A 26,585-nucleotide genomic window follows, 5' to 3' on the forward strand; every position below is an offset into this window, starting at 1 on the left:
CATGCCTGCCTCACCCCAGCCAACCCACAATCACCTGCTCGCGGCGCTGCCAGCCGACGACCTGCAGCGCCTGCTTGCGCATCTGGAGCAGGTCAGCCTCGGGCTGGGTGATGTGCTGTATGAACCCGGGGATACCCTGTGCCACGTTTACTTCCCGACCGACGCCATCGTTTCGCTGCTGCACGTCACGGAAAACGGCTCGTCCGCGGAAATCGCCGTGGTCGGCAATGAAGGCTTGATCGGCATCGCCCTGTTCATGGGCGGCGAAAGCACCTCCAGCCGGGCGGTGGTGCAAAGCGCCGGTGTCGCCTTTCGCCTGCCGGGGCAAAAGCTCAAGAAAGAGTTCAACCGCCACGGCGATCTGCTCCTGCTGATGCTGCGTTACACCCAGGCACTGATCACACAAATGTCGCAGACCGCCCTGTGCAATCGCCATCACTCGATCGATCAGCAATTGTGCCGATGGCTACTGTTATCGCTGGATCGCCTGCCCGGCAATCGCCTGAACATGACCCAGGAACTGATCGCCAACATGCTCGGCGTACGCCGCGAGGGCGTCACCGAAGCCGCCGGCAAACTTCAGCGCCAGGGCGTCATCGAGTACAGCCGAGGACAGATCACGGTGCTCGACCGCACCCGCCTCGAACAACTCAGTTGCGAGTGTTATCTGGTGGTCAAGACCGAGACCGATCGGCTGCTGCAATACAGTCGCAGTCAGGAAGATTAAGGCCCGACATGCGGCGCTCGTGTCCAGCCAGCGTGCCCGCTATTAAGCGCTAACACCGCCTAACTGGTACGCCTCATCGTATGTCGTCATGCTCGAGTCTCACCACTCAAGGTCTGGCAACCTCGCTGTGCCCCGGTTGCCTGAGCAGTTGAACAGATGACGCCGAGGTATCCGATCATGGCCGAAGGTTTTCGCGTGGGTTGCCTGAGCACAGCTGAGCGACTTGGAAACGACGAGTTGCATGCCTTGATGGATGCCGTTGTCCGACGTGACAAACGTGAGTCACTCCGACTTTTCGCGACGGTAACTCCCTTATTCATCGCCTTTTATGAAGGCCAGGTGCAAGCCGGGCGGATCAAGCAGGGAGAGACGGCGAACCTGGCTCAGCAAGCCCTCAAGGCGCTCTATCTCGGACAGCCACGATACGACCCGAACTTGCCATTCCGGTCGTGGATTCTCGACATCGCACGCTCCACGCTACTTGGAACACCGGATGCAGAAGCCGCGTTTGATCTGCCTGCCAGTGTGGCGACGCGCAACCGCCGTGAAGCCTTGCACGTCACGTGATTCGAACGTTCGATACCGCGCTCTAAAGCCAGGAAGTACGCATGATCAATATCGAAAAAACCCTCTACACCGGCCATACCTACACAACAGGCGGGCGTGAGGGCTGCGGCCGCAGCCATGATGGACGACTCGATCTCAAGCTTTCCCCGCCCGGCGCGCCCGGAACAGGCACCAATCCCGAGCAATTGTTCGCCATTTGCTGGTCTGCCTGTTTTCTCGGCTCTCTGCGCCATGCCTGTAACGCCCGCAAGATCAGCTTTCCCCCTCGAGCAAGCGGCGTTCAATCCGGCCAACGTCGTGCCCGGCATCAGTTTTTCTCCCGACAAGATGCGCCAGGCAAGTGTGTTTTCCTACGGCGATGCGCAACGTTATCGCGTGGGCGTCAATCACCATCAGATTCCGGTGAACGCCCCGAGATGCCCGGTCAACAGCTTCCACCTCGATGGCCAGATGCGCACGGATGGCAACGCCGCCAGCACCTTGGGTTATGAGCCAAACAGTCACGGGCAATGGGCAGAACAACCGGACTTTCGCGAGCCGCCGTTAGATCTGCAAGGCCGCGCCGGGCACTGGAACCATCGGCAAGACGCGGATTATTTCTCCCAACCCGGCGCACTGTTCCGGCTCATGAACCCGATGCAAAAACAGGCGTTGTTCGAGAACACCGCGCGTTCGATCAGCGGCGCATCGGCACAAACCAAACAGCGCCATATCGACCATTGCACTCAGGCCGATCCGGAGTATGGGGCGGGCGTTGCACAGGCGCTTGAACGCCTGGGTTGAATCCATACGTTGCGCAGAAGCAGACGGATCCGCCTGCTTCTGCGGCCTCGCCATCATTGTCTTTCGACTTGACCAGGCGCGAACACAATTTCCCGCACAACCCGGGGCTAATCCGCCACGATACTTTTGGCCTCAAGAAACGCTTCCAGCCCAAAGACACCGAACTCCCGGCCGACACCGGACTGCTTGACCCCGCCGAACGGCGCAAGCAGCTCTGGCGCGATTCTGTTGATCAACACCGAGCCGGCCTGCAGCCGGGACGCCAGGCTTCGGGCACGTTCCGGTTGCCGGGAAAACACATAGGCCTGCAAGCCGTAGAGCGTGTCGTTGGCAATATCGATCGCCTGTTCTTGCGAGTCATACGCAATGATCGACAACACCGGGCCGAAAATCTCCTCTCGCGCAATGTCCATGTCACTGCTGACGTCGGCAAAGACTGTGGGCCTGACGAAATAGCCCTTGTCCAGGCCGAACGGTCTTCCCTCCCCGCCGGTAATCAGCGTCGCGCCTTGCGCCTGCCCGCGGCGGATGAAACCTTGCACGCGGTCGAATTGGGCCCGATTGACCAGAGGCCCGATAACGGTGGCGGGATCGCGCGGATCGCCGACGACCATCGCTTCGACCAGGCTTTTAACACGGTCGATGATGTCTTCGACGTGCTTGCGCGGCGCCAGCAGGCGCGTGCCGGCGACACACGCCTGTCCGTTGTTCATGAAGGCAGCATTCAATGCCAGGGGAATGGCGGTGTCGAGATCGGCGTCCTCAAGAACGATAGAGGCCGACTTCCCCGTGAGCGCCAGGCTCACTCGCTTCATGGTCTCGATACCGGCGCGAGCAATGAGTTTCCCGGTGGCGGTGGACCCCGTGAAGGAAATTTTCGCAATGTGTGGGCTGGTGCTGAGTTCGTCACCGACATCACCGCCTCGCCCCAATAGAATGTTGAAAACCCCTTTGGGCAAATCGGCGCGATGCAACGCCTGGGCCAGCACATCGGTTTGCAAGGGACTCAACTCGCTCGGTTTGATGACCGAGGCACAGCCGGCTGCAATGGCCGATGCCAGTTTGCTGCATATCGTCCCGGCGGTGCTGTTCCAGGGGGCAATCAACGCCGCTACGCCGACCGGCTCCATCACCACGGTAGCGTCGCCGACCGAGCGAGTCAGGTCGTAGTTTTTCAACACCTGCGCCGCATTGGCAAATGACTGCGAGGCGTAGCGACTGACCCATTGCGCTCGAGCGAACGGCGCACCGTACTCCTCGATGGCGGTCTCGCGAATCTCATCCGTGCTCGCCAGTACGGCAGCCTGCAACTGCTCAAGCATCTCGATACGCTCGGCCTTGGACGTGCGGCCCATCGCGACTTGAGCACGCGAAGCCGCCGCGATGGCGCGCCTGGCATCTTCACGGTTGCCCAAGGTGAGCGTACCGATGACCGCCTCGGTCGCCGGGTTGATGCATTGCACCGTTTCATTCCCCTGAACGGGAAGGAATGCTCCATCAATGTAACTATGATTGATCTTCCACATCGTGGCGTACCTGATCGAGTGCGGTTTACCCGCGATGAGCACCAACGCCCGTTATGCCCAGGCGTTGGCCAGGTCGAATGACACGTGCGCGGTTCAGCCTGGCATCGGCTCGCGGCTGAAGGCTTGCACTTCCTTCACCAGGCCTTGTGCTGCCATCATCACCAGTTGCCGGCCTTTTTCCGGGGACGCTTGCGCCGGGTCCGATCCCATACGGCCATCCGGATGACGGGCGCGGAAATCGGCAGCCTCTCGAATCGGCCCCCAATTGGCGATCTGTGGTGAGTAGTCAGCCGATTTGATGGCGTGCGGATAGGCCCACTGGGTCACGGCAATTTCCGAAGGCGTTGCATGAATGCCGTGTCCTGTCGGGAACTGGTCTTTCGCCAGGTCATTGACACCTTCCAGATCCCACCAGTTGCACAGCTTCAAGGCAAAACCCGCCGGACGACGTGCAAAGCTCGCCTCGGCGTAAAGTTCCGAAAACGCCGCTTCGATCGACGCGATATTGCCGCCATGACCATTGAGAAAAAAGATTTTTTCAAAGCCGTGGGCAGCCAGCGAACGCGTCCAGTCACCGATGGCGGCTATGAATGTCGAAGGCCTGAGCGAGATCGTTCCCGGGAAACCCAAATGATGCTGGGCCATGCCGATGTTAAAGGTCGGGGCAATCAGAATGTCCGCTGACGCCTGCGCCTGATGGGCGATGATTTCGGGGCACATCCAGTCCGTGCCCAACAATCCAGTAGGCCCATGCTGCTCGTTGGAACCGATCGGGATGACTACGGTGCGGCTGCGCTCGAGAAATTTTGCGATTTCGGCCCAGGTCGATAGATGTAAAAGCATCTGCGTTCTCTCTTTGGAAAGGTTCCTTGCGGAACATGGTGGGTGTGAAGTTCAAAGCGCCCGATCAGTCTGCGGTGCATTCAAGACCCGCTCGCGGTGCGCCAGCGGTTTGCTCGCGATGATCACGAACGCGGCGCACAGAAACACGCAGCCGACAGCGACGATGCCAGGGTTCATGCTTGTCGTTGATGTCTTTGCCCAACCGATCACTGCCGGGCCCCAGAAGCCGCCGGACAGACCGATGGTGTTGATCAGCGCGATGCCGCCCGCTGCCGCTTCGCCCTTGATGAGTTCCGAGGGCATTGCCCACAAGACCGTGTAGGCCATGAACATCATGGCGATTGCCAGCGTCAGTAGAACCATTGATAACACCAGGTTCCCATCGGCAACAGGATACAAAAGTATCAGTATTGCCCCGACGCCTGCCGGGACCGCGCAGTGGTAGCGGCGCTCGCCGAAACGGTCGGAGCGGCGGCCGATCCAGTACATGCCGGCTGCCGCTGCCACGTACGGAATCGCGGCGCACCACCCCAGCTGCATCATGTCGTGGATGCCTTGCGCTTTAAGGATCGCCGGGAGCCAGAAGCTCATGGCGTAGATCGAAAATATGATGCAGAAGTAGGCGCACGCCAGGATGTAGATTCTGCGATCGCGCAGCACGGCTCTGAACGAGTGAGCCCCTGCCGCAGAAACGCCCAGTTCACGCTGCAGCATTTGCTTTTCCTCGACGCTCAGCCAGCGCGCCTCGGCGGGATGGTTGCAAAGGTAAAAATAAGCAAACGCTCCGAGCAACACGCAAGGCAACCCTTCGATCAGGAACATCCACTGCCACCCCGCCAGGCCACCGATGCCTTCAAACGTGGAAATCAGCCAGGCCGAGAGCGGACCGCCGATTATTCCGCCCGCCGGACCTGCGATGAACACGACGGCAATGGCCCGGGCCATCCGCTTGGGGCCGTACCAGCACGACAGGTAATAGATCATCCCCGGTGCAAAACCGGCTTCAAAAACGCCGAGCAGAAAGCGCATGGCGTAGAACGTTGGCACGTCGCGCACGAACAGCATGCAGGCCGATGTGATGCCCCATAACACCAGAATGCGACTGAAGGTTTTTCGCGCCCCCACTCGAGGCAGCATCAGGTTGCTGGGTATCTCGAACAGCACATACCCCAGAAAAAACACACCTGCGCCGACACCATAAGCGGCGTCCGACAGCCCGAGGTCGTTTTGCATCTGCAGTTTGGCAAAGCCGACGTTGATGCGATCCAGATACGCAAAGACGTAGCAAACGAACAGCAGTGGTAACAGGCGCCAATTGAGTTTGCGGTACAACGTTGCGAGGGCGGCACTGTCTACGGGCGTCACGATGGTCGACATGCGAGTCTCCAGTTTTTCTTGTTGGGTCTGACGTGTCCAAAGATGTTGCGCCGACGGCATAAACAGCAGCAAGAGCAACTATGTTCGTATACCGTTGCCCTGTGAGCAACGCAGAATCTCGAAGGACACCCTCCATGCGCGAAATCAACCAGCAACGCTTGCGGTATTTTCATGAGGTGCTGACCCACGGATCGATCCGTGGCGCAGCGGACAGCATCAACACCTCCCCGTCAGTGATCACGCGTCAGATCAAACTGCTGGAGGAAGAACTCGGCACCCGGCTGTTTGAACGCCTGGCCCGTGGCGTTCAGCCCACCGAAGCAGCCGCGCACCTGCTGGAATTCTGGCGAGGCTATCGATCGCACCAGGAAAAGCTTGAAGACCAGCTCCAGGCGATCAAGGGTCTACAGTTGGGACACGTGCGGGTCGTCATCAGCGAGGGCTACGTCGATACATTGGTCGACCACGTACTCGCGCCGTTCTGCAAACAGTATCCCAAGCTCGATATCAGGCTGGACATCCTGCCCGTTGACGACGTCCTCAACGAAATCGCGGAAAACCGCGCGCATATCGGCCTGGCTTACAACCCTCCTCCCCACCCTCACATCGATTATCGAGCGACGTCCCGCCAACCCGTGATGCTGTTGGTTCGCCCGGACCATCCCTTGGCCCTGAAAGGGACAATGGCAACTGTCGCCGATTTGCTCGACTGCCAACTGGTGCTGACGCCCACCACTTTCGGTATCGGTCATGCGCTGAAAATGCTCGAGTACGCCGAAAAGATAGAGGTCCGTCCGGCCCTGGTCAGCAACTCGTTGGCCGCCCTCAAGCGCCTTGTTGCATCCGGCGAGTTTGCTTCGCTGCTGGGCGAGGTGGCGGCCTATCGGGAAATCGCACAGGGCAGCCTCGCGGCCGTGGCCATCGACCATCCATTGTTCCAGGGGGTCGAGGCGAAATTGTTGGTGAAATCCGGACGCCCACTGGCGGCACCTGCTCAAGAACTGCTGAACTGGATGCTGCAGCGCTTGCCGATGTTCGCTTACGGCAATGCTGATCACCCATGAGGAGCGCGATGTGGCAGAGATCACCGAACCGTGTTCGCCACCCTGCGACACGTAATGGGCAACAAGGCATCAACCGCCCTTGCTCGTCCTCGTTTGGCCGGGTCAATATCTCCAGAAAACCGGCGTCACGAGTACCAGCACCGTGAGGATTTCCAGCCTTCCCAGGAGCATTCCCACGGTGAGCAGCCATTTGGCGGCATCCGGTAATGATGAGAAATTACCAGCCGGCCCAATGATGGTGCCAAGCCCCGGCCCGACGTTGCACACCGCTGTGGCGGCACCGCTCAACGCGGTTGTCCAGTCAAGCCCAATGAGAGCCAGGCCCAAAGCGATGGCGGCAATCGTGATGGTGAAGAAAAACGAGAAGGTCAAAAGCGAGCGCAAGATCTCTTCGTCAATGGGGTGACCGTTGTACTTCTTCTGAATCACGGCTCGAGGATGGATCAACTGCTTCAAACTACTCACGAGTAGGGCTGCAGCAACTTGGAAGCGGAAGATTTTCAGTCCGCCAGCCGTGGAGCCTGAGCATCCGCCGACAAACGTCAGATAGAAGAACAACAGAACGGCAAAACTACCCCATAGTGTGTAATCACCCACTGCAACTCCTGTGGTCGTGACGACGGAGGTCACGTTGACCGCCACAATGCGAAAGGCATCCCACCAAACGTAGTCGCTGTGAAAGCACAGCCATGTACCCACAGCCAGCCAGGTGACAATCAGGAATCCAAGGAATCCGCGTACCTGGTGATCCTTCAGCAGCGCACGCCGATGGCCGCGCAATGTTGCGACGTATAAGGTAAAGGGCAGGCTACCCAGAATCATGATGACCACCGCTATCCAGTGAATCGCTGGCTGCGTCCAATGCCCAAGCGAGGCGTCCGAAGTGGAGAATCCGCCAGTAGAGATCAACGACATTGCGTGGTTGACCGCTTCAAATGGCGTCATTCCAGCGAGCCAGAGCGCCAGAGCGCCAACCCCGGTAAGTCCCAGATAAAGCAAAAGAATGTACTTGGCTGCCACATGGGAGCGCGGCGTCACTTTCTCTGACCAGTCTGAGGACTCTGTCTGGAACAGACGCATGCCGCCGACTCGCAACAGTGGAAGGATTGCCACAGCCATGCCGATGAAGCCGATACCACCCAGCCAGTGCAGCATGGAGCGCCATATCAATAAGCCGGGGGAGGCGCTATCCAGACCGGTGATTACAGTCGAGCCAGTAGTTGTGATGCCGGACATCGTTTCAAAGAATGCGTCGGTGTAGCTGATATCGCTGATGAACACCATTGGCAACGCTGCGAAAGTGCACACGACTATCCAGCTTGCGGTAGTCAGCAGGTACATGTCCCTGGGACGAAGCTGGCCAGTATCCGGGCGTCCCCGCACGATCAACAGGAGGCCACAGATGAAGGTAATCAGACTCGACCAGAGAAAGGCTGACAGATCGTCGCTACGTTCATAAACCACCAGCGTGATCATGGGAATAGCCATGCTGGTAGCCAGCGTGATCAGGAAAATGCCGAGGATGAAGCCGATAAGCCGAATGGCTGCGAGGGACATGACAAAAGCGTTCCAAATTAGCACCGCGCAGTATTGGATACCAACGCTGAAGACCCCGTAAATTTTTCGTAAAATTTTTACAGGCAACCCACTGCCTGGAAGGCGTGAAGTAGCCAGCGTCATACGTGGTTGAGTCGCGTTATAGGTGGCGATTATGTTTAGCGTGTTCATTGTGGTGTTAATCCAGCTTGTAATCCTGGCGTTACATCAACCACTAAAACACCGCAATCGCCCGTTCATTTGAAAAAACCGCACTAGACTCTTCCCTGCGCCTTAATCCGTGCACGGTCATGTATCAGGGGGAAATGATTCTGTACGCAGTACCTAGGCTAATTACTCGGTGGTCAATGCACCAAGGGTCAATTTGATGTGCACACATCACCCTGTTGCCAGCACCCAGCAACAACGAGGAATCCTGGTATGGAACAGCTATCGGATCGTTTCAAACGCTCAATAGTCTTCGCTGCGCTTTTGTCATTGAGTGGACTGGCCCATGCGGCACAAACGGAAAAGACCAATATCCTGTTTATCGTCTCCGACGATACCGGCTATGGCGACCTGGGCCCCTACGGCGGAGGGGTCGGTCGGGGCATGCCCACGCCCAGCATCGATCAACTGGCGGCAGAAGGGGTCACTTTCTACTCTTTTTATGCCCAGCCCAGCTGCACTCCGGGTCGGGCGGCTATGCAAACCGGGCGTATCCCCAATCGCAGCGGCATGACCACCGTGGCCTTCCAGGGCCAGGGCGGTGGTTTGCCAGCCGCCGAGTGGACACTGGCATCGGTGCTGAAAACCGGCGGCTATGACACCTACTTCACCGGCAAATGGCACTTGGGCGAAGCCGATTATGCGCTGCCCAATGCGCAGGGTTACGACGTGATGAAATACGTCGGGCTGTATCACCTCAATGCCTACACCTACGCAGACCCGACCTGGTTCCCGGACATGGATCCGGAAACCCGTGAGATGTTCCAACGGGTCACCAAGGGCGCCTTGTCTGGCAAGGCGGGGGAGAAACCGGTCGAAGAATTCAAGGTCAACGGCCAGTACGTGGACACCCCTGTCGTAGACGGCAAACCCGGCGTGGTGGGCATTCCGTTCTTTGATAACTACGTCGAAAAAGCCGCCCTGGAGTTTCTCGACACCGCGGCCAAGTCGGACAAGCCGTTTTTCATCAACGTCAACTTCATGAAAGTGCACCAGCCCAACATGCCGGCACCGGAGTTCGTTCACAAGTCCATGTCCAAGTCCAAATACGCCGACTCCGTGGTCGAACTGGACACCCACATTGGCCGCATCATCGACAAGCTCAAGGCACTCGGCCTGGATAAGAACACCCTGGTGGTCTACACCACCGACAACGGGGCCTGGCAGGATGTTTATCCGGATGCTGGTTACACGCCGTTCCGCGGCACCAAAGGCACGGTGCGTGAAGGCGGCAACCGGGTACCGGCGATTGCCGTCTGGCCAGACAAGATCAAGCCCGACAGCAAAAACCACGAAATGCTCGGTGGTCTGGACCTGATGGCAACGTTCGCTTCCGTGGCGGGCGTGAAGTTGCCGGAAAAAGATCGCGAAGGACAGCCGATCATCTTCGACAGTTACGACATGACGCCCGTACTCACCGGCAGTGGCCCTTCACCGCGCAAAGAGTGGTTCTACTTTACCGAGAACGAACTGTCACCAGGCGCGGCCCGTGTCGGTAACTACAAGGCGGTGTTCAACCTGCGCGGTGATGACGGCGCGCAAACCGGTGGTTTGGCCGTGGACTCCAATTTGGGATGGAAAGGCGCCGAAAAGTATGTCGCCACCGTGCCGCAGGTCTTCGACTTGTGGCAAGACCCGCAAGAGCGCTATGACCTGTTCATGAACAACTTCACCGAACGCACATGGACGATGGTGCCGATCACGGGGGCGATCATCAAGTTGATGAAAACCTACGTCGATTACCCACCCCGCAAACTGCAAAGCATGGGTTACGACGGGCCGATCGAACTGTCGCAATACCAGAAATTCCAGTACGTGCGTGACGTCCTGAAAAAAGAAGGGATCAACCTGCCGATGCCAGCCGGCAACTGATCAGACAGGCGAAACATGGCGGCCTCATCAGGGGGTCGCCATTTCGGACAGTGGACAGTACCGAGGTCAACCATGCCAATCAGAACCGCTGCCTTGCCATCCGTTACACTCCTTGCGCTGTGCTGCCAGCAAGCCTGGGCCGGGGGCATTATGCTTTACGAAGTCGGCACCGATAATGCTGGCCTGGCCAACGCGGGTGCCGCCGCTCGCGCGCAGGGTCCATCGACCATCGCCAGCAACCCGGCGGGCATGAGTTACCTGCCAGGCACACAAATCACCGGTGGCTTGCAGGTGTTGTATGGCGACTTGAGCTTCGATCGCGACGCCGGCACAAACTCTGCCGGCAGCGGCAGTGGCAACGCGCTCGATCCGATTCCCGGTGGCAGTTTCTTCATCAGCCATGAACTGGACGACCACTGGAGCGTCGGCTTCGGCCAGTACGGTGATTTCGGTCTGGCGGTCAACTATGACAACGATTGGTCCGGGCGCTACTTCGCACAAAACTCCAGCCTGCTGGGTTTGTCCCTGGTGCCCAGTGTGGCGTATCGCTTCAACGAACAATGGTCGGTGGGCGTCGGTATCAAGGCCATGTACGGCATGCTGCAGGCGCAAACCGCCATCGACCGCTCCCCCTTGGGTTTCACCGATCGTACTGATGGTCAGTACAAGTACGAGGACGGCGCCTGGGGTTATGGCGCCAACGTCGGCGTGATCTATGCGCCGCAACCCGGCACGCGTATCGGCCTGGCTTACACCAGTAAAGTCGACCTGGACTTCGAGGACCGCCTGGATGTCAAAGGCGACGGCCGGCTGCTGGAACGCATCAACGATACCAACACCAAACTCGACACGACGGTTCCGCAGACCGTAACCCTGAGCCTGTTCCAGCAACTGGACCGGCAATGGGCCCTGCTGGCCTCGGCTAACTGGCAGGACTGGTCAGAGTTCGGCGAGATCGGCGTACAGGTCGACACCACGGCATTTGGCGCGCAGTCGAAGTCGGTCGACGCCGGGTTCAAGGACACGTGGCACCTGTCCCTTGGCGCGCAGTACCAGGCCACCGAACAATGGCTATGGAATGTCGGCGTGGCTTACGACAGCAGCGCCGTCTCCGATAGCAAACGCAGCGTGATCGTGCCCATGGGCGAATCCTGGCGCATCGCCACTGGCGCTACCTACGCGCTGAACAATGACACCGACATCAACGTCAGCTGGGCCATGGTCTGGCTCGGCGACATGCCGGTGGACCAGACCAAGGAAATCTCGGGCAATCAACTCTCCGGTGAGTTCGACAATGCCTGGATTCAAGCCCTGACCGGCAACATGACCTGGCGATTCTGAGGCGTTACCCAGGAAAAAATCTGTCGATCGAGCATTCATCACTATGAACCCGTCCCGAAACTTGCTCGTTGGCAAGACTTCCAAGACTGCAACTGACAAATTGAACGCTGGTCTCTGGGCGCTTATTCGTAGTTGAGCTTTGTTGCACCCGCTCACTCAGCTAGCAGGCTCGCTCCGGTGCCGTCGCAGTTGGTCTGACTGCGGTCCGGCCGAGATCATTGATTTCCGGTAGCCTGGGTCAAAACCGCTAACCCTTATCGCAATCGTCACAAACAGCAATTGTTAAAGGTTGTTTCCAAGGGAATACCTTATTACATACAGGATTTCTAACTACATTCAGCCATCTCCCTCCAAATTCCAGTTTTCTGCCTAGACTTGCTCTTGTCCGACATGCACATGCTTTTCAGAGCGTGGAACTGTACGAAAACTAAAACAAGAGGAATCCCCCCAATGTTCAAACCTATGTGGAAAGCAGTTGCCTGTGCCCTTGCCCTTGGCACCATGAACATGGTCATGGCTGCTGATCCGGTCGTTATAAAGTTCTCCCACGTCGTTGCAGAGCAGACACCCAAGGGCCAGGGTGCCCTGTTATTCAAGAAGCTGGTGGAAGAACGCTTGCCCGGCAAGGTCAAGGTCGAGGTCTACCCGAACTCCTCGTTGTTTGGCGATGGCAAGGAGATGGAGGCCTTATTGCTCGGGGACGTACAGATGATTGCACCGTCGCTGGCCAAGTTCGAGCACTACACCAAGACCGTTCAACTGTTCGACCTGCCTTTCCTGTTTGATGACATCACCGCTGTTGACCGCTTCCAACTGAGCCCGCAGGGCCAGGGACTGCTCAAGTCCATGGAAGATAAAAACATCACAGGGCTGGCTTATTGGCACAACGGGATGAAACAACTGTCCGCGAACAAAGCGCTGCGTGTGCCGGGTGATGCCCGTGGCCTGAAGTTCCGGGTGCAGGCCTCTGCCGTGCTCGAGGAACAGTTCAAGGTCATACGCGCCAATCCGCGCAAGATGAGCTTCGCCGAGGTTTATCAGGGATTGCAGACCGGGGTCGTCAATGGCGCGGAGAATCCTTACTCGAACATCTACAGCCAGAAAATGCATGAGGTACAGAAGTACATCACCGAATCCAACCACGGCGTACTGGACTACATGCTGATCACTAACACCAAGTTCTGGAACGGTTTGTCGCCGGAGCTTCGCAGCGAGCTGGACAAGATCCTCGTCGAAGTCACCGCTCATGTGAACAAAGAGGCAGAGAAACTGAACCAGGATGCCAAGCAGAGCATCATCGCGGCCAAAACCACCGAAATTATCATCCTGACACCTGAACAACGCGATCAATGGCGTGTTGCGATGAAACCGGTGTGGAAAAAATTCGAAGGCGATATCGGCGCCGAGCTGATCACTGCCGCTGAAGCCGCCAACCAGGCTCAATGATCGGTCGTCGGCAGGCGTTGCCGCCCTGACAGCACCTGCCTGTCGTCTGCTACAGGAGATGCCATCCATGAATGCTCTTCGGCGCATCTGGGAACACTTCGAGGAAGGCTTCATTGTCTTCCTTCTGGCGGCCATGACGTTGGTAACATTCGTCTACGTTGTCCTCAACAACCTCTACACCCTGTTCTACAGCCTCGCCGAGAGCTGGCAAGGCGCCAGCGAATCGCTGTTCGCCATCGGCGACGGGGTCATGGGAATGGCGCAGGCCATGACCTGGAGCACCTCACTGACCAAAGCCCTGTTTGGCTGGCTGATTTTTTTCGGATTGTCATATGGCGTGCGCACAGCGGGCCATATCGGCGTTGACGCGCTGGTCAATCTGGCCAGCAAACCGGTGCAACGGCTTATTGGTATCATTGCCTGTCTTTTCTGCCTGACTTATGCCGGATTGCTCAGCATTGCCAGTTTTGGCTGGATCCAGACCCTGATGGAGGCCCAAATAGGCGCCGAAGACTTGGGCCAGTACGGGATCATGCAATGGCACATAGGGTTGATCGTCCCCGTAGGGTTCGCCCTGGTGTTCATCCGGTTTGCTGAAATTCTCGTGCGTATCCTGCAGAACCGGCAGACCGGCCTGGGCCTGGCCGATGAAGCCGCCGATGCGATGAAACTGACCGAACACGAGGATGACAAGTCATGACCATTGCCTTCCTGTTTGTATCACTGTTCGTGCTGATGTTCATCGGCGTTCCCATTGCCATCTCCCTGGGGTTGGCAGGCTCACTGACCATCGTTTTTTTCAGCCCGGACTCCGTGCGCTCACTGGCAATCAAACTGTTCGAGACGTCGGAGCACTACACGCTGCTGGCCATCCCGTTCTTTCTCCTCGCGGGGGCCTTCATGACCACCGGTGGTGTGGCTCGGAGGCTGATTGACTTTGCCAATGCCTGCGTCGGCCATATCCGTGGTGGTCTGGCCATCGCTGCCGTGTTGGCGTGCATGTTGTTCGCTGCTCTTTCCGGATCGAGCCCGGCCACGGTCGCCGCAGTGGGTTCAATTGCCATTGCCGGCATGGTCCGCTCCGGTTATCCGCAGGCCTTTGGCGCGGGGATCGTCTGTAACGCGGGGACCTTGGGCATCCTGATACCACCCTCGATCGTCATGGTGGTCTACGCGGCCGCGACCGAAACCTCTGTCGGCAAGCTGTTCATGGCGGGCGTGATACCGGGCCTGCTGCTGGGGCTGGCGTTGATGGTGGCGATCTACATCGTCGCCGTTAAGAAAAATCTGCCCGCCATGCCGCGCGCGACGTTCCGTGAATGGCTTGGCACGGCACGCAAGGCGATCTGGGGTCTACTGTTGATGTTCATCATCCTGGGAGGTATCTACTCCGGGATGTTTACCCCAACCGAAGCTGCGGCAGTGGCGGCCGTTTACTCGGCCTTCATCGCCTTGTTCGTCTACAAAGACCTGACGTTCCGCGAAACACCAAAAGTCCTGCTGGACTCGGCCAAGCTGAGCATCATGCTGATGTTCATCATTGCCAACGCCATGCTCTTCGCGCACGTCTTGACCACTGAGCAGCTACCACAACAGATCACCGCGTGGGTGATTGAAGCGGGGCTGACACCAGTGACGTTCCTGCTGGTGGTGAACATTGTGCTGTTGATCGCCGGGGCCTTTATGGAACCTTCGGCCATCATCCTGATCCTGGCACCGATCCTCTTCCCCATCGCCATGAAGCTGGGTATCGACCCGATTCACCTGGGCATCATTATGGTGGTGAACCTGGAAATCGGCCTGATCACGCCGCCCGTGGGTCTGAACCTGTTCGTGACCTCTGCTGTGACGGGCATGACGCTGCCTGCAACCATCAGAGCCGCCATGCCCTGGCTAATGATCCTGCTGCTGTTCCTGATCCTGATTACCTACGTGCCCTGGATCTCCCTGGCTTTGCCTAACTGGCTGGGCATGAGTTGATGCCTGCCTGTCCGGGTGCTGGACGTTCGTCAGTATCCGGACAGGGCCTTCTCGTTTGTGACACTGGCCACTTAATGTTGCCCTGAGTCCGTCCAGCAACTCCATAGCTCCACGGAGGACGGATTGCTGGCGGGTGGCCCCAGCCACTCGTCCATCTCATGACATTGCTGATCGAAGCATAACTGGTAGTCACCTGCTTGCGGGGAGCGTCCCAGACTCAGAGGCTGCAAGGGCGGCAGCTGACGTTGATAGTGCCAACTGCCTTTTTCCAACCTGGCCTCCGGGGGAATTTCCATGCCTGCGCCGTTTCCCTTGACCCTGGCCTCGGTGAGCACAAGTCCCTGTAGCGAGACACGGTAGTCTTCTTCCCAACGAATTTTTTCGATTGTGTGATTCCAAGCCAGTGTAAAGCTTGAGATCGGGAGTTGGGCCCAGGCGACGCCCGCCAGACCCAGGCACAAGCCGATCATGCTCTGGCCAGTCCGACACGGCGAGACCGCCAGACATGCTGAAGTATCAGCAACACACCCAGCACAAATCCGATTTCGTCGGTCAACGGCAGCGCAACGACCAACAAGGCGCCCGCCGCGAAACACAATAAACGCTCCCAAACCGGCATCTTCTGTTGCAGATAACCTGTGGACGCCATTCCCCAAAGGCCAACGGCCAACATCGTCTTGACCAACATATAGGCAGTCATCCACAAATTGTCGCCTTGCATCATCAGCGCAGGGTTGTAGACCGCCATGAACGGAATGACAAAGCCGGCCAGAGCAATACGAACCGCCCACAGACTGATCCTGAATCCTGTTTCCTTGGCGATGGGCGCTGCGGCAAAGCAAGCCAAGGCAACCGGTGGAGTAAGGTCTGCAAGAATTCCGAAATAGAAAACGAACATGTGCGACACGATCAGCGGTACACCCAACTCCAACAGTGCGGGTGCTGCAATCGAACTGGTGATGATGTAGTTGGGAATCGTCGGGATACCCATACCCAGCACCAGGCAGGTAACCATCGTCAATATCAGTGACAACAACAAGTTATCCCTGCCGATGGCCAGTATGTAGCCGGCGAAGGTCGAGGCTATGCCCGTCAATGACACTACGCCGATGATGATCCCCACCAGCGCGCAAGCAATACCGACCGGCACAGCATGACGAGCACCTTCGACCAGGGCATGCAGGCAAATACTCAGGGTTTCCCGGCCTCCCTGAATGAACCAGCAGCTGACCACTAACGAGGCGATCACCGCAAAGATCACACCGATACCCAGCTGGAAAAAACCCACGCAGAGGACGCCAAGAGCGATCCAGAACGCACATCGCAACGCGAAACTGGACACCCGAAGAATGATTGCCGAACCGAGAATAACGATGGCTGTCAGCGCCAGACCCACCATTCCGGAGAACAACGGCGTGCGGCCGGAAAACAGCAGGTGGACCAAGACAAAAAGCGGAATCAGCAAATACCAGCTTTCCTTTACCGCACCCCATGCACTGGGACATTGGTCTTTGGGTAACCCTTTAAGGTCGGAGCGTTTTGCCTCAAGGTGAACCATCCAGAACACCGAACCGAAATACAGGATGGCTGGAATTAACGCAGCTTTGGCGATCTCGAAAAACGGGACATTAATTGTTTCCGCCATAATGAAGGCCACAGCCCCCATCACAGGTGGCATCAGCTGGCTGCCCATGCTCGAAGTCGCCTCTACGCCGCCCGCAAATGCTGCCTTGTAGCCAAAGCGCTTCATCAATGGAATCGTGAACTGTCCGGTCGTGACAACGTTGGCAATGCCTGAGCCTGTGATCGTCCCCATCAAAGCCGATGACGCGACCGATACTTTTGCCGGCCCACCGAGTTTGTGGCCAAACAGTCCCATCGCGAAGTCAGTGAACAATTTGATCATGCCCGCCTGTTCGAGAAAGGAACCGAACAAAATAAACAGGAAAATATAGGTAGCGGAAACGTAGGTGGGTGTCCCGTAGAGACCTTCGGTGCCGAATGACAACTGGTTGACGATTTGATCGAATCCGTAGCCTCGATGTGCCAGGTCGCCTGGCAGGTATTCACCCAATAGACCGTATGCCAAAAACAGTCCACAGATGACAGGCAATGCGATACCCATCACCCGTCGAGCCGCCTCAAACACCAATGCGATCAATACCAGCCCAACCACCATGTCTGCAGATGTCAGGTCACCTGAACGCTGGATCAAATCCGCCTCGAAGAACCATTGATACAAGGCAGTGGTAATCCCGGCGAGGCTCAATATCCAGGCCAACGGCTGCCACGGACGAGCTCTGCCATACGCCGGGTAACTCAGAAACACCACCCATAGCAGGAAACCAACGTGCACCGCACGCAGCACCTGGCTGGAAACCGGCGCAAACGCAGCGGTGACAATCTGGAAAACTGAAAACAACAACGCCACGTAGAACAGCGTCTTTGGCCAGTCGCGTGGGTTGGCGGCGATGCCTTGATGATCTTCGCTCATTGGGTACCTGCCTCAAAACTACATTGAAGGGGTACGAACCGCTCTATCGCGCTAGCGACCATCCCCGTGGCGCATTTCAGGATTACAGCGCTCCAGCTTCCTTGTAGTAGCGCTCGGCGCCGGGGTGAAGTGGAATGGGCAAATTCCTGGCAGCGTTTTGCAACTTGATGTCCTTGGCGGCTGAGTGAGAGTTGCCTAAACGGGTGAGGTTCTCGAACATCAGCTTGGTCATCTGGTAGGCAAGGTCATCCGAAATGTCCTCGCGTGTCACCAAGATATTGGTGATCGCCACCGTAGGCACCGATTCGGGCTGTCCGTCATAGGTATTGGCTGGAATTTGTGCAGGCTGATACGCAGCATTGCCGATTTTCGAAACCACATCAGGAGGGATGGAGACATAGTTCAATGGCATGGTTGAGGAAAGGTCGCGGATGGCCGCCATTCCTAAACCCGAAGACTGAAGCGTGGCGTCTAACTGGCGGTTCTTGATCAGTTCGACCGACTCCGCAAAGGGCAGGTATTGAACTTTGCTCATGTCTTCGTACGTCAATCCCGCCGCTTTGAAGATCGCACGCGCGTTCAGCTCGGTACCGGATTTCGGGGCGCCGACGGAGATGGTTTTCCCTTTCAGATCCGCCAGGGTTTTGATGCCGGACTCTTTGTTCGCAACAATTTGAATGTAATTCGGATAAGCACCTGCAATGGCTCGCAACTTAGTCAGTGGGGCCTTAAATCCGGCATCCTCCACGCCATTTTTTGCATCAGCGACAGAGTCCCCCAGTGCCAGAGCGAGCTCCCCACGACCGGCTTGTAAAAGGTTGAGATTTTCCACTGAGGCTTTGGTCGCCTGGACAGACGTCTTCGCCCCTGGAATGCCATCGCTGTATATCTGTGACAGCCCAACCCCAATGGGGTAATAGACCCCGCTAGTACCACCTGTCAGGATGTTTATGAACACAGGTGCGGCGTTAGCTGCGCATGAGACTGTCAATGCAGCGGTGGCCGCAAAGAGGCTAAAGCGTTTGATTACTCGCATGAAAAACTCTCCGTCTTGTTATGGCTTTATGCAGAGTCTTTCTACTGTAGTCGAAACCAATGCCTTGAGTGGGAATCCTCCAATGCGCATACCAGCGGCGCTGGCATCGGCATGGGGCGTACAGATCACAGCGCGACTGGAAGTGGCGATCATGGTTCAAAAGCCCTCTTTTGCTAGCTATCGATAATGTGATTGTTAGCAAAACCAAGATATGTGCCTTCTGTTTTCTGTGGGACAAGGGGTCACGCCTTGACGGAACCCCAGCCAGATCGGGTGGCTCACACGTTGTGATGGTGTCCAATCCAAAGGCCGTGGCCGACAGCCTGGAGAGCACAAACATCTCAATCTGATCCAGGGCTTTCGAACCCATTCAGTGGCCCAGCGCATAAGCTCGGGCGATCAGTTCGGCCACTTCATCACGGCGTACTGTCGTGCCCTTGTGCGTTTCAGGCATCACCGTTTTAACCCGACCTTGAGCAACCAGAACCCTGGCGGCTTCAACCCACTCTTCCCGGGTGACCGGTTTGTTCGCTTCAAACGCCGAAGCACTTTTCATCCAGCCATTGGAGACCACAATCTCGGCTTGATCGAACAAGGGTGAATCCGCCGGCAGATCAGTGAAGGCCGTTTTTGCTCGATCAGCGATGTTTGATGCCGGCATTGCACCGGATGGCCGCACAGCAGTCCCTTTGCCTCAAGGCTGCTTGCGGAAAAACAAGGTGATCTGACCGACCTCCACTCCGAATTTAGTCATGAACGATCGATTGATCATGGTGTTCTTGTCCATCAGGTACATCCAGTCGTCCAAGTGAACCTCGTACACCGTGCCATCCACCGGAAGGCTCAGCACGTATTTCCAGCGCAGTGTATTTCCCGCCATCTCACCCCGCGCCTCGCCCACCACGTCGCCAGCGGTTCCGCGCCATTGGCCAGGGCCATCAGGGGTTAGCGTCCACACCCGTTTTTGCTTGGTACCATCGCTGTAGGTAAACGATTCGTCGAGGATCAGCCTGCTGCCCTCGGAGTGGCCATTGATTACCACATGGAAGCGCTTGGTGACCTCGCCTGAACGCTTTTGAAACATACCCCAGGCTTCGACCCGCCCCTCGAAGAATTCGCGCAACTCAAGCGTGGGCGTTTCCTGGCTGTAGGTATGCACATCCACCCGGCTGCAACTCGCAAGGGCAATGCATAACAGCAACATACAAAGCTTCGACATGGGCTCTTCCTCAACGGTTTCAGGGTTTTTCTGCACCCAGCAATTGGGCGCGCAGCTCCGGGTTGCGTGTTCGCGGGTCTAGCCAGATCGCAAAGAAAGCCTTGGCGAACGCAGCATCCTTCACGACATGTTGCAGTTTCTCGCCGACGTAAAAACGTGCGCCCTCTCCAGGTTTATAGACTCCGGTGATGCGATCACCTTCACGCACATCGACAAACGCCTGCTGCATTTCCCACTCCCAGCGATTCAACAACTCTGAAGTCAGCGTGTTGGGTGAAAGACGACGAATTTCCTTGATGCTGGCCTCGACCAGATCATCGCGACTTACAGCGCGCCGGTAGGTCAGTTCCAGGGCAAAAGGCACATCCGCACCCGGCGGTTGACCGGCAATCAGACGCGGGCTCCAGAATTGCGCGCTGTAGATAGAAAAACCAAAGATGCGCATGTCCCCGCGCCCCAACAGACGAGCATCGGGTAAAGCCTCGCGCCAATCAGCAAACAGTTCTGCGCTCTGGAGCATCAGAACGAAACAGATAACGCGACGGATCAAGCGGTCCGGCTGCCTGGTCATGCGAAGGCCTCGATAAGACTCAATGAACGCCTTTAAAAGTTATACCAAATATTGGATTTGTATAGTTTTCGTCTCAAATTCGACTGACCCTGAAAAAAACGGACACCGACGACATGCCCGAACAACGCACGTGCCCAGCGACTCAGCGCGATTCCGGCTTCGCTGACGCGGCTCTCCAGCTGCCATTGGCATTGGCGCGTGGTTGTCACCGCGCCAACATGACGCACATTGTCAGCTCGTTTTTTTAGGCCTATCTTATACAAAACCTATACACGACAACCACAAATGTACAAGAAAACAGTTAGCCACTGACACAGCAGATAAGCCCCTACTGTCAGGGATGGCCGTCACATAAAGCGCAGCATGGCTGCGAGGACCACAAATGAATCGATCATTAGCCGAGCATTACCGTGACATTCTTGTCGGCGTAGGCGAGAACCCTGAGCGAGAAGGATTGCGCGACACGCCCGAGCGTGCTGCCAAGGCGATGCAATACCTGTGCAACGGCTACACCATGAGCCTGGAGGAAGTCATCAACGGCGCACTGTTCGAATCGCTCAATGATGAAATGGTCATCGTGCGCGATATCGAGCTGTATTCATTGTGTGAGCACCACCTACTACCGTTCACCGGCAAAGCTCATGTCGCGTACATCCCCACCGGTAGGGTCCTGGGCTTGTCGAAGGTCGCACGCGTGGTCGATATCTTCGCCCGCCGTTTACAGATCCAGGAAAACCTCACAAAACAAATTGCCGAGACCATTCAACTCATCACCGATGCCGCCGGCGTGGCTGTGGTCATTGAGGCTAAGCACATGTGCATGATGATGCGAGGCGTGGAAAAGCAAAACTCGGTGATGACCACATCTGTGATGCTGGGCGCCTTTCGCGAGTCGCCCGCTACGCGTCACGAGTTCTTGCAACTGATAGGCCGACTCGGCTAGCAAGGAGTACATCTTGAACCTGCAAACGTTGAGTGAACGAGCTACGAAGGGTGAAGTACGAGAGTTGGAGTTGCTTTCGCTGGAAGGCGGTTTTTATCTGGCGCGAGTAAGGTTCGATCACGGCCAGTTCACCTTGCTGGATGACACAGCGAAGCCTTTGCACCTTCGCTCCGTCAATCACCTGCGCGAATTATTGCAGCTTGTCCCTCCATTCCCCTGCGTACTTGTACAGCATTGCGTTCACGATGAAATGTGCGGCTCACGTGACGGGCCCGTCGAGCCAATGCGCATTCCTTTCTCGCTGGCAGCGCCCTGGTGAGTCACAGTTGGCCGGGGACCGTTAAATGAGCAAAGTTCGCCGACTGTGCCTGGTTCTGGGCGACCAACTGTCCTTCGACCTGGCCTCATTGCAGGGGCTGGACCCCGAGCACGATACGGTGCTGCTGGCGGAGGTGATTGAAGAAGCCAGCCATGTGCCCCATCACCCGCAAAAAATCGCACTGATTTTCAGCGCGATGCGCCATTTTGCCGAGGCGCTGAGGCAGCGCGGTCTGCGCGTGCACTACGTCACCCTCAATGACCCGCACAACAGCGGATCGTTACCCGGCGAGTTACGGCGTTTGCAGTCACTGCTGCAACCCCAGGAATTGCACCTGACCGAGTGCGGTGACTGGCGTCTGGAGCAGTCGTTCAAGGACTGTGGCTTACCAATACAGTGGCATGGCGATAGCCGTTTTCTTTGCACCCGCGCCGAATTTTCGTCCTGGGCCGAAGGCAAAAAGCAGCTGCGCATGGAGTTCTTCTACCGCGAGATGCGGCGTAAAAGCGGTTTGCTGCTCAATGGTGATGGCAGCCCGGTCGGCGGCGCCTGGAACTTTGATGCCGAGAACCGCAAAGCCCTGCCCAAAGGCATCAGAGCGCCCTCTCCCCTGCGCTTTTCGGCCGATGCCATCACCCAGGATGTGCTGGCACTGGTGGCAAATAACTTCTCCGGCCACTACGGGGCTCTCGACACCTTTGACTACCCGGTGACCCACGCTGATGCCCAAGCCTTGTGGGACTACTTCCTCGATTGGGGTCTGGCGGCCTTCGGCGACTATCAAGATGCAATGGCCAGTGACGAGCCCTTCCTGTTTCATGCGCGCATCAGCGCCGCGCTGAATATTGGCCTGCTGGATCTGCGTCAGGTGTGCAGCGACGTCGAGGCGGCGTACTGGGCGCACCAAATACCTCTGAACGCCGCGGAAGGCTTTATCCGTCAACTCATCGGCTGGCGTGAATATGTAAGGGGCGTCTACTGGCTGAAAATGCCCGACTACGCCGACGGCAATCTGTTTGGCAACAGCCGGCCGCTTCCGGATTTCTACTGGACGGGCGACACTAAAATGAACTGCATGGGCCAGGCGATCGGTCAAACTCTGAAACATGCCTATGCCCACCATATTCAGCGGCTGATGGTGACCGGCAACTTTGCGCTGCTGGCCGGCATTGCGCCAAAGCAGATTTGCGACTGGTACCTGGCGATCTACATGGACGCGTTCGACTGGGTTGAGCTGCCCAATACCTTGGGCATGGTCATGCACGCCGATGGCGGTTACCTGGGTTCCAAGCCGTACTGCGCCAGTGGCCAGTACATAAAGCGCATGTCGGATTACTGCCGTAACTGCGCGTACAACGTCAGTGAAAGCACGACGGACGATGCCTGCCCTTTCAATGCGCTTTACTGGCATTTCCTGATGCGTCACAGCGACCTGTTGCGCAGCAATCAGCGCATGGGCATGGTCTACAAAAACCTCGACCGCATGACTGAACTCAAGCAACAAGCACTTTGGGAACGGGGCGAGCAACTGCTCGCCAAACTGGATGCCGGGGAGTCGTTTTGAAACGTCACCCAATGGCTGCCGCTGGACCTGAAAGTCGACCACTGGTTTTACAGGGGAAACGCCAGGCAAAAGCTTGTCCCGCTTTCAGAGCTATCAACACTCACGCGCCCGCCATGCACTTGCATAATCGACCGAACGATTGCCAGGCCCAGGCCGCCGGAATCGTCTGGTTGATTCCGTGATGGGTCACACCTGTAAAAGCGTTCAAACAGGCGTGGCAGATGCTCCGGAGCAATCGGATCACCGTGGTTGTGCACGCTGAGTTCGAGCATGTTTTCCCGACGCTCGCTGGTGATGATTACGGCAGTACCGGGCGTCGCATGGCGCAGCGCATTGGCAAGCACGTTAGCCAATGCTCGACGGATCAAGATCGGATCTGCCACCAACTCACCGTTGGTTTGATCAATGAGCTGGATATCTCGCTCTTGCGCGACGCCTTCGAAATACTCGCACAACTGCGCACTGAGTTCGGGTAGATCCACCCGCTCAGGTTTGATCGAGATATGTGACTGCTCGGTACGCGCAAGAAACAACATGCTGTCAATCATTCGTGCCAGACGCTCATATTCTTCCTGATTGGAGACCAGCAGGTTCTGATACTCATCAACAGTGCGGCCATGTCTGAGCATATGCTGGGTATGGCCCATCAGGTTGCTCAATGGCGTACGCATCTCATGAGCGAGATCTTCCGAGAAACGGGAGAGTTGAGCGAACCCGTCTTCAAGTCGCGCCAACATCTGGTTGAGGGCTTTGCTGAGAACCTGGAGCTCGCTCAGCTCATTGAAGTCATCCAACCGCAGATGCAGATGCTGAACATCAATTCCAGCGGCTCGCACAGCCAGTTGGCGCACCGGTCGCAAGCCACGTTGACTGACCCACCAGCCGAGCGCAAAGGCGAGTAGAGCACCGACGGACAAGGCTAGCCAAAGCTTGAATCGGTAGACGCTGAGCATCTGCTCGCGCTCAATCAGCAACTTGGCGGCAATCAGGGTGAGATGGCGGTCTCCATTGACGACCGTCAGCCAGGCCAGACGGACGGGCTCAGCGTAGTTGCCGTCACCCAGTTGCGCCGTTGGGGTAGCCTGCAACTTGGGCAAGACCAACTGGGCAGGGTTGATTTCGATTAACACCTTGTCCGCGTCATCGACAATCCATAACAGGTTGTCACGATTTCCCAGCATGTTTTCATAAAGCTTTGGCCGGCCGCGCAGCGTTTCGATGCTGTCGCTGTCGTTGATCAACGCTTGCATGCGTTGTAACCGTCCAAGCAAAGCCTGGTCATCGCGCCAGGCTATCTCTCGCTGTAACGATTGATAAAGATAAAACCCGATAGAGCCCATCAGTAGCATGCTGACCAAGGCAAACATGACGGCAAGGCGAACACTCAAGGCGCTCGGCACGAGTTTCAAGATTGCACCTCAAGCAGGTAGCCAATACCGCGAACAGTATGGATCAGCTTGAGCGGGTAAGGATCGTCCACCTTTGCCCGCAGCCGGCGGATGGCGACGTCAACAACGTTGGTGTCGCTGTCGAAATTCATTTGCCACACCTGGGAGGCAATAAGCGCGCGTGATAGCACCTCTCCTTCTCGACTGAGCAATAGATGCAGTAGCGCGAATTCCTTGTTGGTCAGGGTAAGACGCTGGCCGTTGCGAGTGACCTTACGCCCTAATAAATCCAGACTCAGATCGGCAACAAGAAACTGTTCAACCTCGCGAGGCGGCCCCCTGCGCAACAACGTACGCACGCGCGCCAGCAGCTCGGCGTAGGAGAAAGGCTTGACCAGATAATCATCTGCTCCCAGTTCCAATCCTTTGACCCGGTCGTCGATGGAGTCACGTGCAGTGAGGAACAACACAGGCGTTTGCCACTTGCGCCGGATGATCTGAAGTAATTGCCAGCCGTCCAAGCCGGGGAGCATTACGTCGAGAATGATCAAGTCGTATTCACTTTCTTGCACCAAGTGCTGGCCATCCAGACCATTCAAAGCGACGTCCACTGCATACCCGGACTCACTCAAGGCTTTGTGCAGGTAATCGGCAGTTTTCGCTTCATCTTCAACGATCAGGATACGCATCTTTTCCTCCAGAACAGGCGCATAGGCTAAGCCGATATGCCGCCCTCTCACATTACAAATTGGTAATCCGGGGGCAATCATCCTGTCGGGATGAGCGGCTCATTATGCCTGACGATTTTTCAGTCACGCTCAACCAGGGGAAAGGCATGCGTTCAACCGGATCAACCTCATTGCTGATCACATTGGCGGTGAGCTCTACGTTTGCAGTTGCGGCACCCGATAATCAAGTTGCGCAGCGCAAGGATATTACGCTGGCGTTGGCGAATAACCTGGCCAGTGCCTCATTGGCAGCCTGCCATTTGGAGGGCAGATCAGGCGTTGTCGCTGTCGTCGACCGTGGCGGTAATCTGGTCGCCGTACAACGCGACGACAACGTCGGCCCGCACAACACGTTGGCAGCGCAGCGCAAAGCCTTTACGGCGCTGTCGACCAAGACACCAACGAGGCTGCTGGCAGAACGTGCTCGCAGTACTGCCGATGCCGAAAACCTGAACACTGTGCCTGAGTTGTTACTGCTCGGCGGCGGCGTGCCGTTGTTGGTCGAGGGAGAGGTTATCGGTGCAATCGGTGTCGCCGGTGCTGGAGGAGCAGCATTCGACGAAGGCTGTGCTTTGACAGCCATTTCAAAAATTTTAACTGCCACTCATTAAGAGACGATCATGAAAGTAATGAAATTGTTTTTCGCAGGCGCCGTATTGAGCGCTCTCTCCTCGCTGGCATCAGCTGCGGCAAATCCCCTGAGCGTACATGTATTGAATCTACAGGACGGGCTACCTTCCCCGGCAGTCAAGGTGACCCTGGAGAAAAAGAATGGCCAGAACTGGGATATGCTCAACACTGCGTCAACCAACGATCAAGGCCGGATCCCTGAGTTCTATCCGGATGGAAAGTCATTGGAGAAAGGCATTTACCGGGTAACGTTCAAAACCGGCGAATGGTTCACTGTGTCTAGTCCTGAAATAGGTTTACACCTGTTTCACCCTAACGCCCGATGCACCGCATCGGGCGTTTTGTATTTTAAAGAGAGGTGCGGCCGCTCTTGGTTGTAGATCGTGACGGCCTCTCGCACCAT

The 26,585-nt window shown here is 56.9% G+C and carries 26 protein-coding genes and 2 pseudogenes; 15 read left to right on the forward strand and 13 right to left on the reverse strand.

Annotated elements, in window-relative coordinates:
• The first annotated feature begins 1 nt into the window (after position 1).
• The 4 genes and pseudogenes from BVK86_RS04530 to BVK86_RS04545 all read left to right on the forward strand — a co-directional run bounded on the left by BVK86_RS04530 (position 2) and on the right by BVK86_RS04545 (position 2,077).
• Positions 2-727: a Crp/Fnr family transcriptional regulator gene (locus BVK86_RS04530; protein WP_075945285.1), complete on the forward strand. Its 726-nt coding sequence runs from the start codon at positions 2-4 to the stop codon at positions 725-727.
• Between the two features lie 177 nt (positions 728-904).
• Complete coding sequence (locus tag BVK86_RS04535; RefSeq protein ID WP_075945325.1) at positions 905-1,294, forward strand: hypothetical protein; 390 nt, start codon at positions 905-907, stop codon at positions 1,292-1,294.
• Positions 1,295-1,335: 41 nt separating this feature from the next.
• Positions 1,336-1,566, forward strand: a pseudogene (locus tag BVK86_RS30075) (OsmC family protein); the annotation flags it as partial.
• Complete coding sequence (locus BVK86_RS04545) at positions 1,526-2,077, forward strand: catalase (protein ID WP_408002952.1); 552 nt, start codon at positions 1,526-1,528, stop codon at positions 2,075-2,077. The pseudogene BVK86_RS30075 and the gene BVK86_RS04545, both read left to right, overlap by 41 nt.
• A gap of 107 nt (positions 2,078-2,184) precedes the next feature.
• Here the strand turns inward: BVK86_RS04545 and BVK86_RS04550 are convergent, their stop codons facing one another.
• From BVK86_RS04550 to BVK86_RS04560, 3 genes are all read right to left on the reverse strand, one after another.
• Positions 2,185-3,603, reverse strand: a complete 1,419-nt coding sequence (locus BVK86_RS04550; protein WP_075945286.1) for an aldehyde dehydrogenase family protein — start codon at positions 3,601-3,603, stop codon at positions 2,185-2,187.
• Positions 3,604-3,696: 93 nt separating this feature from the next.
• Positions 3,697-4,446, reverse strand: coding sequence for a creatininase family protein (locus BVK86_RS04555; protein ID WP_075945287.1), 750 nt, complete (start codon positions 4,444-4,446; stop codon positions 3,697-3,699).
• Between the two features lie 51 nt (positions 4,447-4,497).
• Positions 4,498-5,823, reverse strand: coding sequence for an MFS transporter (locus tag BVK86_RS04560; RefSeq protein WP_075945288.1), 1,326 nt, complete (start codon positions 5,821-5,823; stop codon positions 4,498-4,500).
• A gap of 134 nt (positions 5,824-5,957) precedes the next feature.
• Between BVK86_RS04560 and BVK86_RS04565 the strand changes: the two genes are divergently transcribed.
• Positions 5,958-6,887, forward strand: coding sequence for a LysR family transcriptional regulator (locus tag BVK86_RS04565; protein WP_075945289.1), 930 nt, complete (start codon positions 5,958-5,960; stop codon positions 6,885-6,887).
• A gap of 102 nt (positions 6,888-6,989) precedes the next feature.
• Here the strand turns inward: BVK86_RS04565 and BVK86_RS04570 are convergent, their stop codons facing one another.
• Complete coding sequence (locus BVK86_RS04570; protein ID WP_075945326.1) at positions 6,990-8,444, reverse strand: TrkH family potassium uptake protein; 1,455 nt, start codon at positions 8,442-8,444, stop codon at positions 6,990-6,992.
• Between the two features lie 420 nt (positions 8,445-8,864).
• Here BVK86_RS04570 and BVK86_RS04575 point away from each other — a divergent pair, with 420 nt between their 5' ends.
• The 5 genes from BVK86_RS04575 to dctM all read left to right on the forward strand — a co-directional run bounded on the left by BVK86_RS04575 (position 8,865) and on the right by dctM (position 15,290).
• Positions 8,865-10,523 carry an arylsulfatase gene (locus tag BVK86_RS04575; RefSeq protein ID WP_075945290.1) on the forward strand — a complete coding sequence of 553 codons (1,659 nt, stop codon included), beginning with the start codon at positions 8,865-8,867 and terminating at the stop codon, positions 10,521-10,523.
• Positions 10,524-10,595: 72 nt separating this feature from the next.
• The gene (locus tag BVK86_RS04580) at positions 10,596-11,864 is read left to right on the forward strand and encodes an OmpP1/FadL family transporter (RefSeq protein ID WP_075945291.1); all 1,269 of its coding nucleotides are present in this window, start codon (positions 10,596-10,598) and stop codon (positions 11,862-11,864) included.
• A gap of 450 nt (positions 11,865-12,314) precedes the next feature.
• Entirely contained in the window at positions 12,315-13,310 is a 996-nt protein-coding gene (locus tag BVK86_RS04585; RefSeq protein WP_075945292.1) for a TRAP transporter substrate-binding protein, read from the forward strand.
• A gap of 67 nt (positions 13,311-13,377) precedes the next feature.
• Complete coding sequence (locus BVK86_RS04590; RefSeq protein WP_075945293.1) at positions 13,378-14,010, forward strand: TRAP transporter small permease; 633 nt, start codon at positions 13,378-13,380, stop codon at positions 14,008-14,010.
• Positions 14,007-15,290: a C4-dicarboxylate TRAP transporter large permease protein DctM gene (dctM, locus tag BVK86_RS04595; protein ID WP_075945294.1), complete on the forward strand. Its 1,284-nt coding sequence runs from the start codon at positions 14,007-14,009 to the stop codon at positions 15,288-15,290. The genes BVK86_RS04590 and dctM overlap by 4 nt, the downstream gene beginning before the upstream one ends.
• A 71-nt stretch (positions 15,291-15,361) precedes the next feature.
• On the opposite strand, the gene BVK86_RS04600 is transcribed toward dctM, so the two are convergent.
• From BVK86_RS04600 to BVK86_RS04625, 6 genes are all read right to left on the reverse strand, one after another.
• Complete coding sequence (locus BVK86_RS04600; RefSeq protein WP_075945295.1) at positions 15,362-15,760, reverse strand: DUF1850 domain-containing protein; 399 nt, start codon at positions 15,758-15,760, stop codon at positions 15,362-15,364.
• Positions 15,757-17,784 (reverse strand): TRAP transporter permease, encoded by a 2,028-nt coding sequence (locus BVK86_RS04605; protein ID WP_075945296.1) that lies wholly within the window; start codon positions 17,782-17,784, stop codon positions 15,757-15,759. The genes BVK86_RS04600 and BVK86_RS04605 overlap by 4 nt, the downstream gene beginning before the upstream one ends.
• Before the next feature lie 82 nt (positions 17,785-17,866).
• Complete coding sequence (locus BVK86_RS04610) at positions 17,867-18,820, reverse strand: TAXI family TRAP transporter solute-binding subunit (RefSeq protein ID WP_075945297.1); 954 nt, start codon at positions 18,818-18,820, stop codon at positions 17,867-17,869.
• A 370-nt stretch (positions 18,821-19,190) separates the two neighbouring features.
• Positions 19,191-19,415 carry a hypothetical protein gene (locus tag BVK86_RS04615; RefSeq protein WP_139315750.1) on the reverse strand — a complete coding sequence of 75 codons (225 nt, stop codon included), beginning with the start codon at positions 19,413-19,415 and terminating at the stop codon, positions 19,191-19,193.
• Between the two features lie 99 nt (positions 19,416-19,514).
• The gene (locus BVK86_RS04620; protein ID WP_075945299.1) at positions 19,515-20,039 is read right to left on the reverse strand and encodes a DUF3833 domain-containing protein; all 525 of its coding nucleotides are present in this window, start codon (positions 20,037-20,039) and stop codon (positions 19,515-19,517) included.
• 19 nt (positions 20,040-20,058) lie between these two features.
• The gene (locus tag BVK86_RS04625; protein WP_083659299.1) at positions 20,059-20,610 is read right to left on the reverse strand and encodes a chalcone isomerase family protein; all 552 of its coding nucleotides are present in this window, start codon (positions 20,608-20,610) and stop codon (positions 20,059-20,061) included.
• 382 nt (positions 20,611-20,992) lie between these two features.
• Between BVK86_RS04625 and folE the strand changes: the two genes are divergently transcribed.
• The 3 genes from folE to BVK86_RS04640 are packed head-to-tail and all read left to right on the forward strand — an operon-like array spanning position 20,993 to position 23,436.
• Entirely contained in the window at positions 20,993-21,553 is a 561-nt protein-coding gene (folE, locus tag BVK86_RS04630; RefSeq protein WP_075945300.1) for a GTP cyclohydrolase I FolE, read from the forward strand.
• A 13-nt stretch (positions 21,554-21,566) separates the two neighbouring features.
• Entirely contained in the window at positions 21,567-21,872 is a 306-nt protein-coding gene (locus tag BVK86_RS04635) for a DUF6482 family protein (protein WP_075945301.1), read from the forward strand.
• A gap of 25 nt (positions 21,873-21,897) precedes the next feature.
• Positions 21,898-23,436: a cryptochrome/photolyase family protein gene (locus BVK86_RS04640; RefSeq protein WP_075945302.1), complete on the forward strand. Its 1,539-nt coding sequence runs from the start codon at positions 21,898-21,900 to the stop codon at positions 23,434-23,436.
• 47 nt (positions 23,437-23,483) lie between these two features.
• Here BVK86_RS04640 and BVK86_RS04645 read toward each other — a convergent pair whose 3' ends face one another.
• Positions 23,484-24,845, reverse strand: a complete 1,362-nt coding sequence (locus tag BVK86_RS04645) for a heavy metal sensor histidine kinase (RefSeq protein WP_075945303.1) — start codon at positions 24,843-24,845, stop codon at positions 23,484-23,486.
• Positions 24,842-25,513, reverse strand: coding sequence for a heavy metal response regulator transcription factor (locus tag BVK86_RS04650; protein WP_075945304.1), 672 nt, complete (start codon positions 25,511-25,513; stop codon positions 24,842-24,844). Before BVK86_RS04650 ends, BVK86_RS04645 begins: the two co-directional genes overlap by 4 nt.
• A 146-nt stretch (positions 25,514-25,659) precedes the next feature.
• On the opposite strand from BVK86_RS04650, the gene BVK86_RS04655 reads away from it, so the two are divergent.
• Both BVK86_RS04655 and BVK86_RS04660 read left to right on the forward strand, forming a co-directional pair.
• Positions 25,660-26,163 carry a GlcG/HbpS family heme-binding protein gene (locus tag BVK86_RS04655; protein WP_075945328.1) on the forward strand — a complete coding sequence of 168 codons (504 nt, stop codon included), beginning with the start codon at positions 25,660-25,662 and terminating at the stop codon, positions 26,161-26,163.
• Positions 26,164-26,172: 9 nt separating this feature from the next.
• Positions 26,173-26,454 (forward strand): annotated as a pseudogene (locus tag BVK86_RS04660) (hydroxyisourate hydrolase); the annotation flags it as partial.
• A 35-nt stretch (positions 26,455-26,489) separates the two neighbouring features.
• On the opposite strand, the gene BVK86_RS30080 reads toward BVK86_RS04660, so the two are convergent.
• Positions 26,490-26,585 (reverse strand): integrase core domain-containing protein (locus BVK86_RS30080; RefSeq protein WP_139315762.1); only part of this gene is annotated, 96 nt, incomplete at its 5' end.

Source organism: Pseudomonas reinekei, assembly GCF_001945365.1.
GTDB lineage: Bacteria > Pseudomonadota > Gammaproteobacteria > Pseudomonadales > Pseudomonadaceae > Aquipseudomonas > Aquipseudomonas reinekei.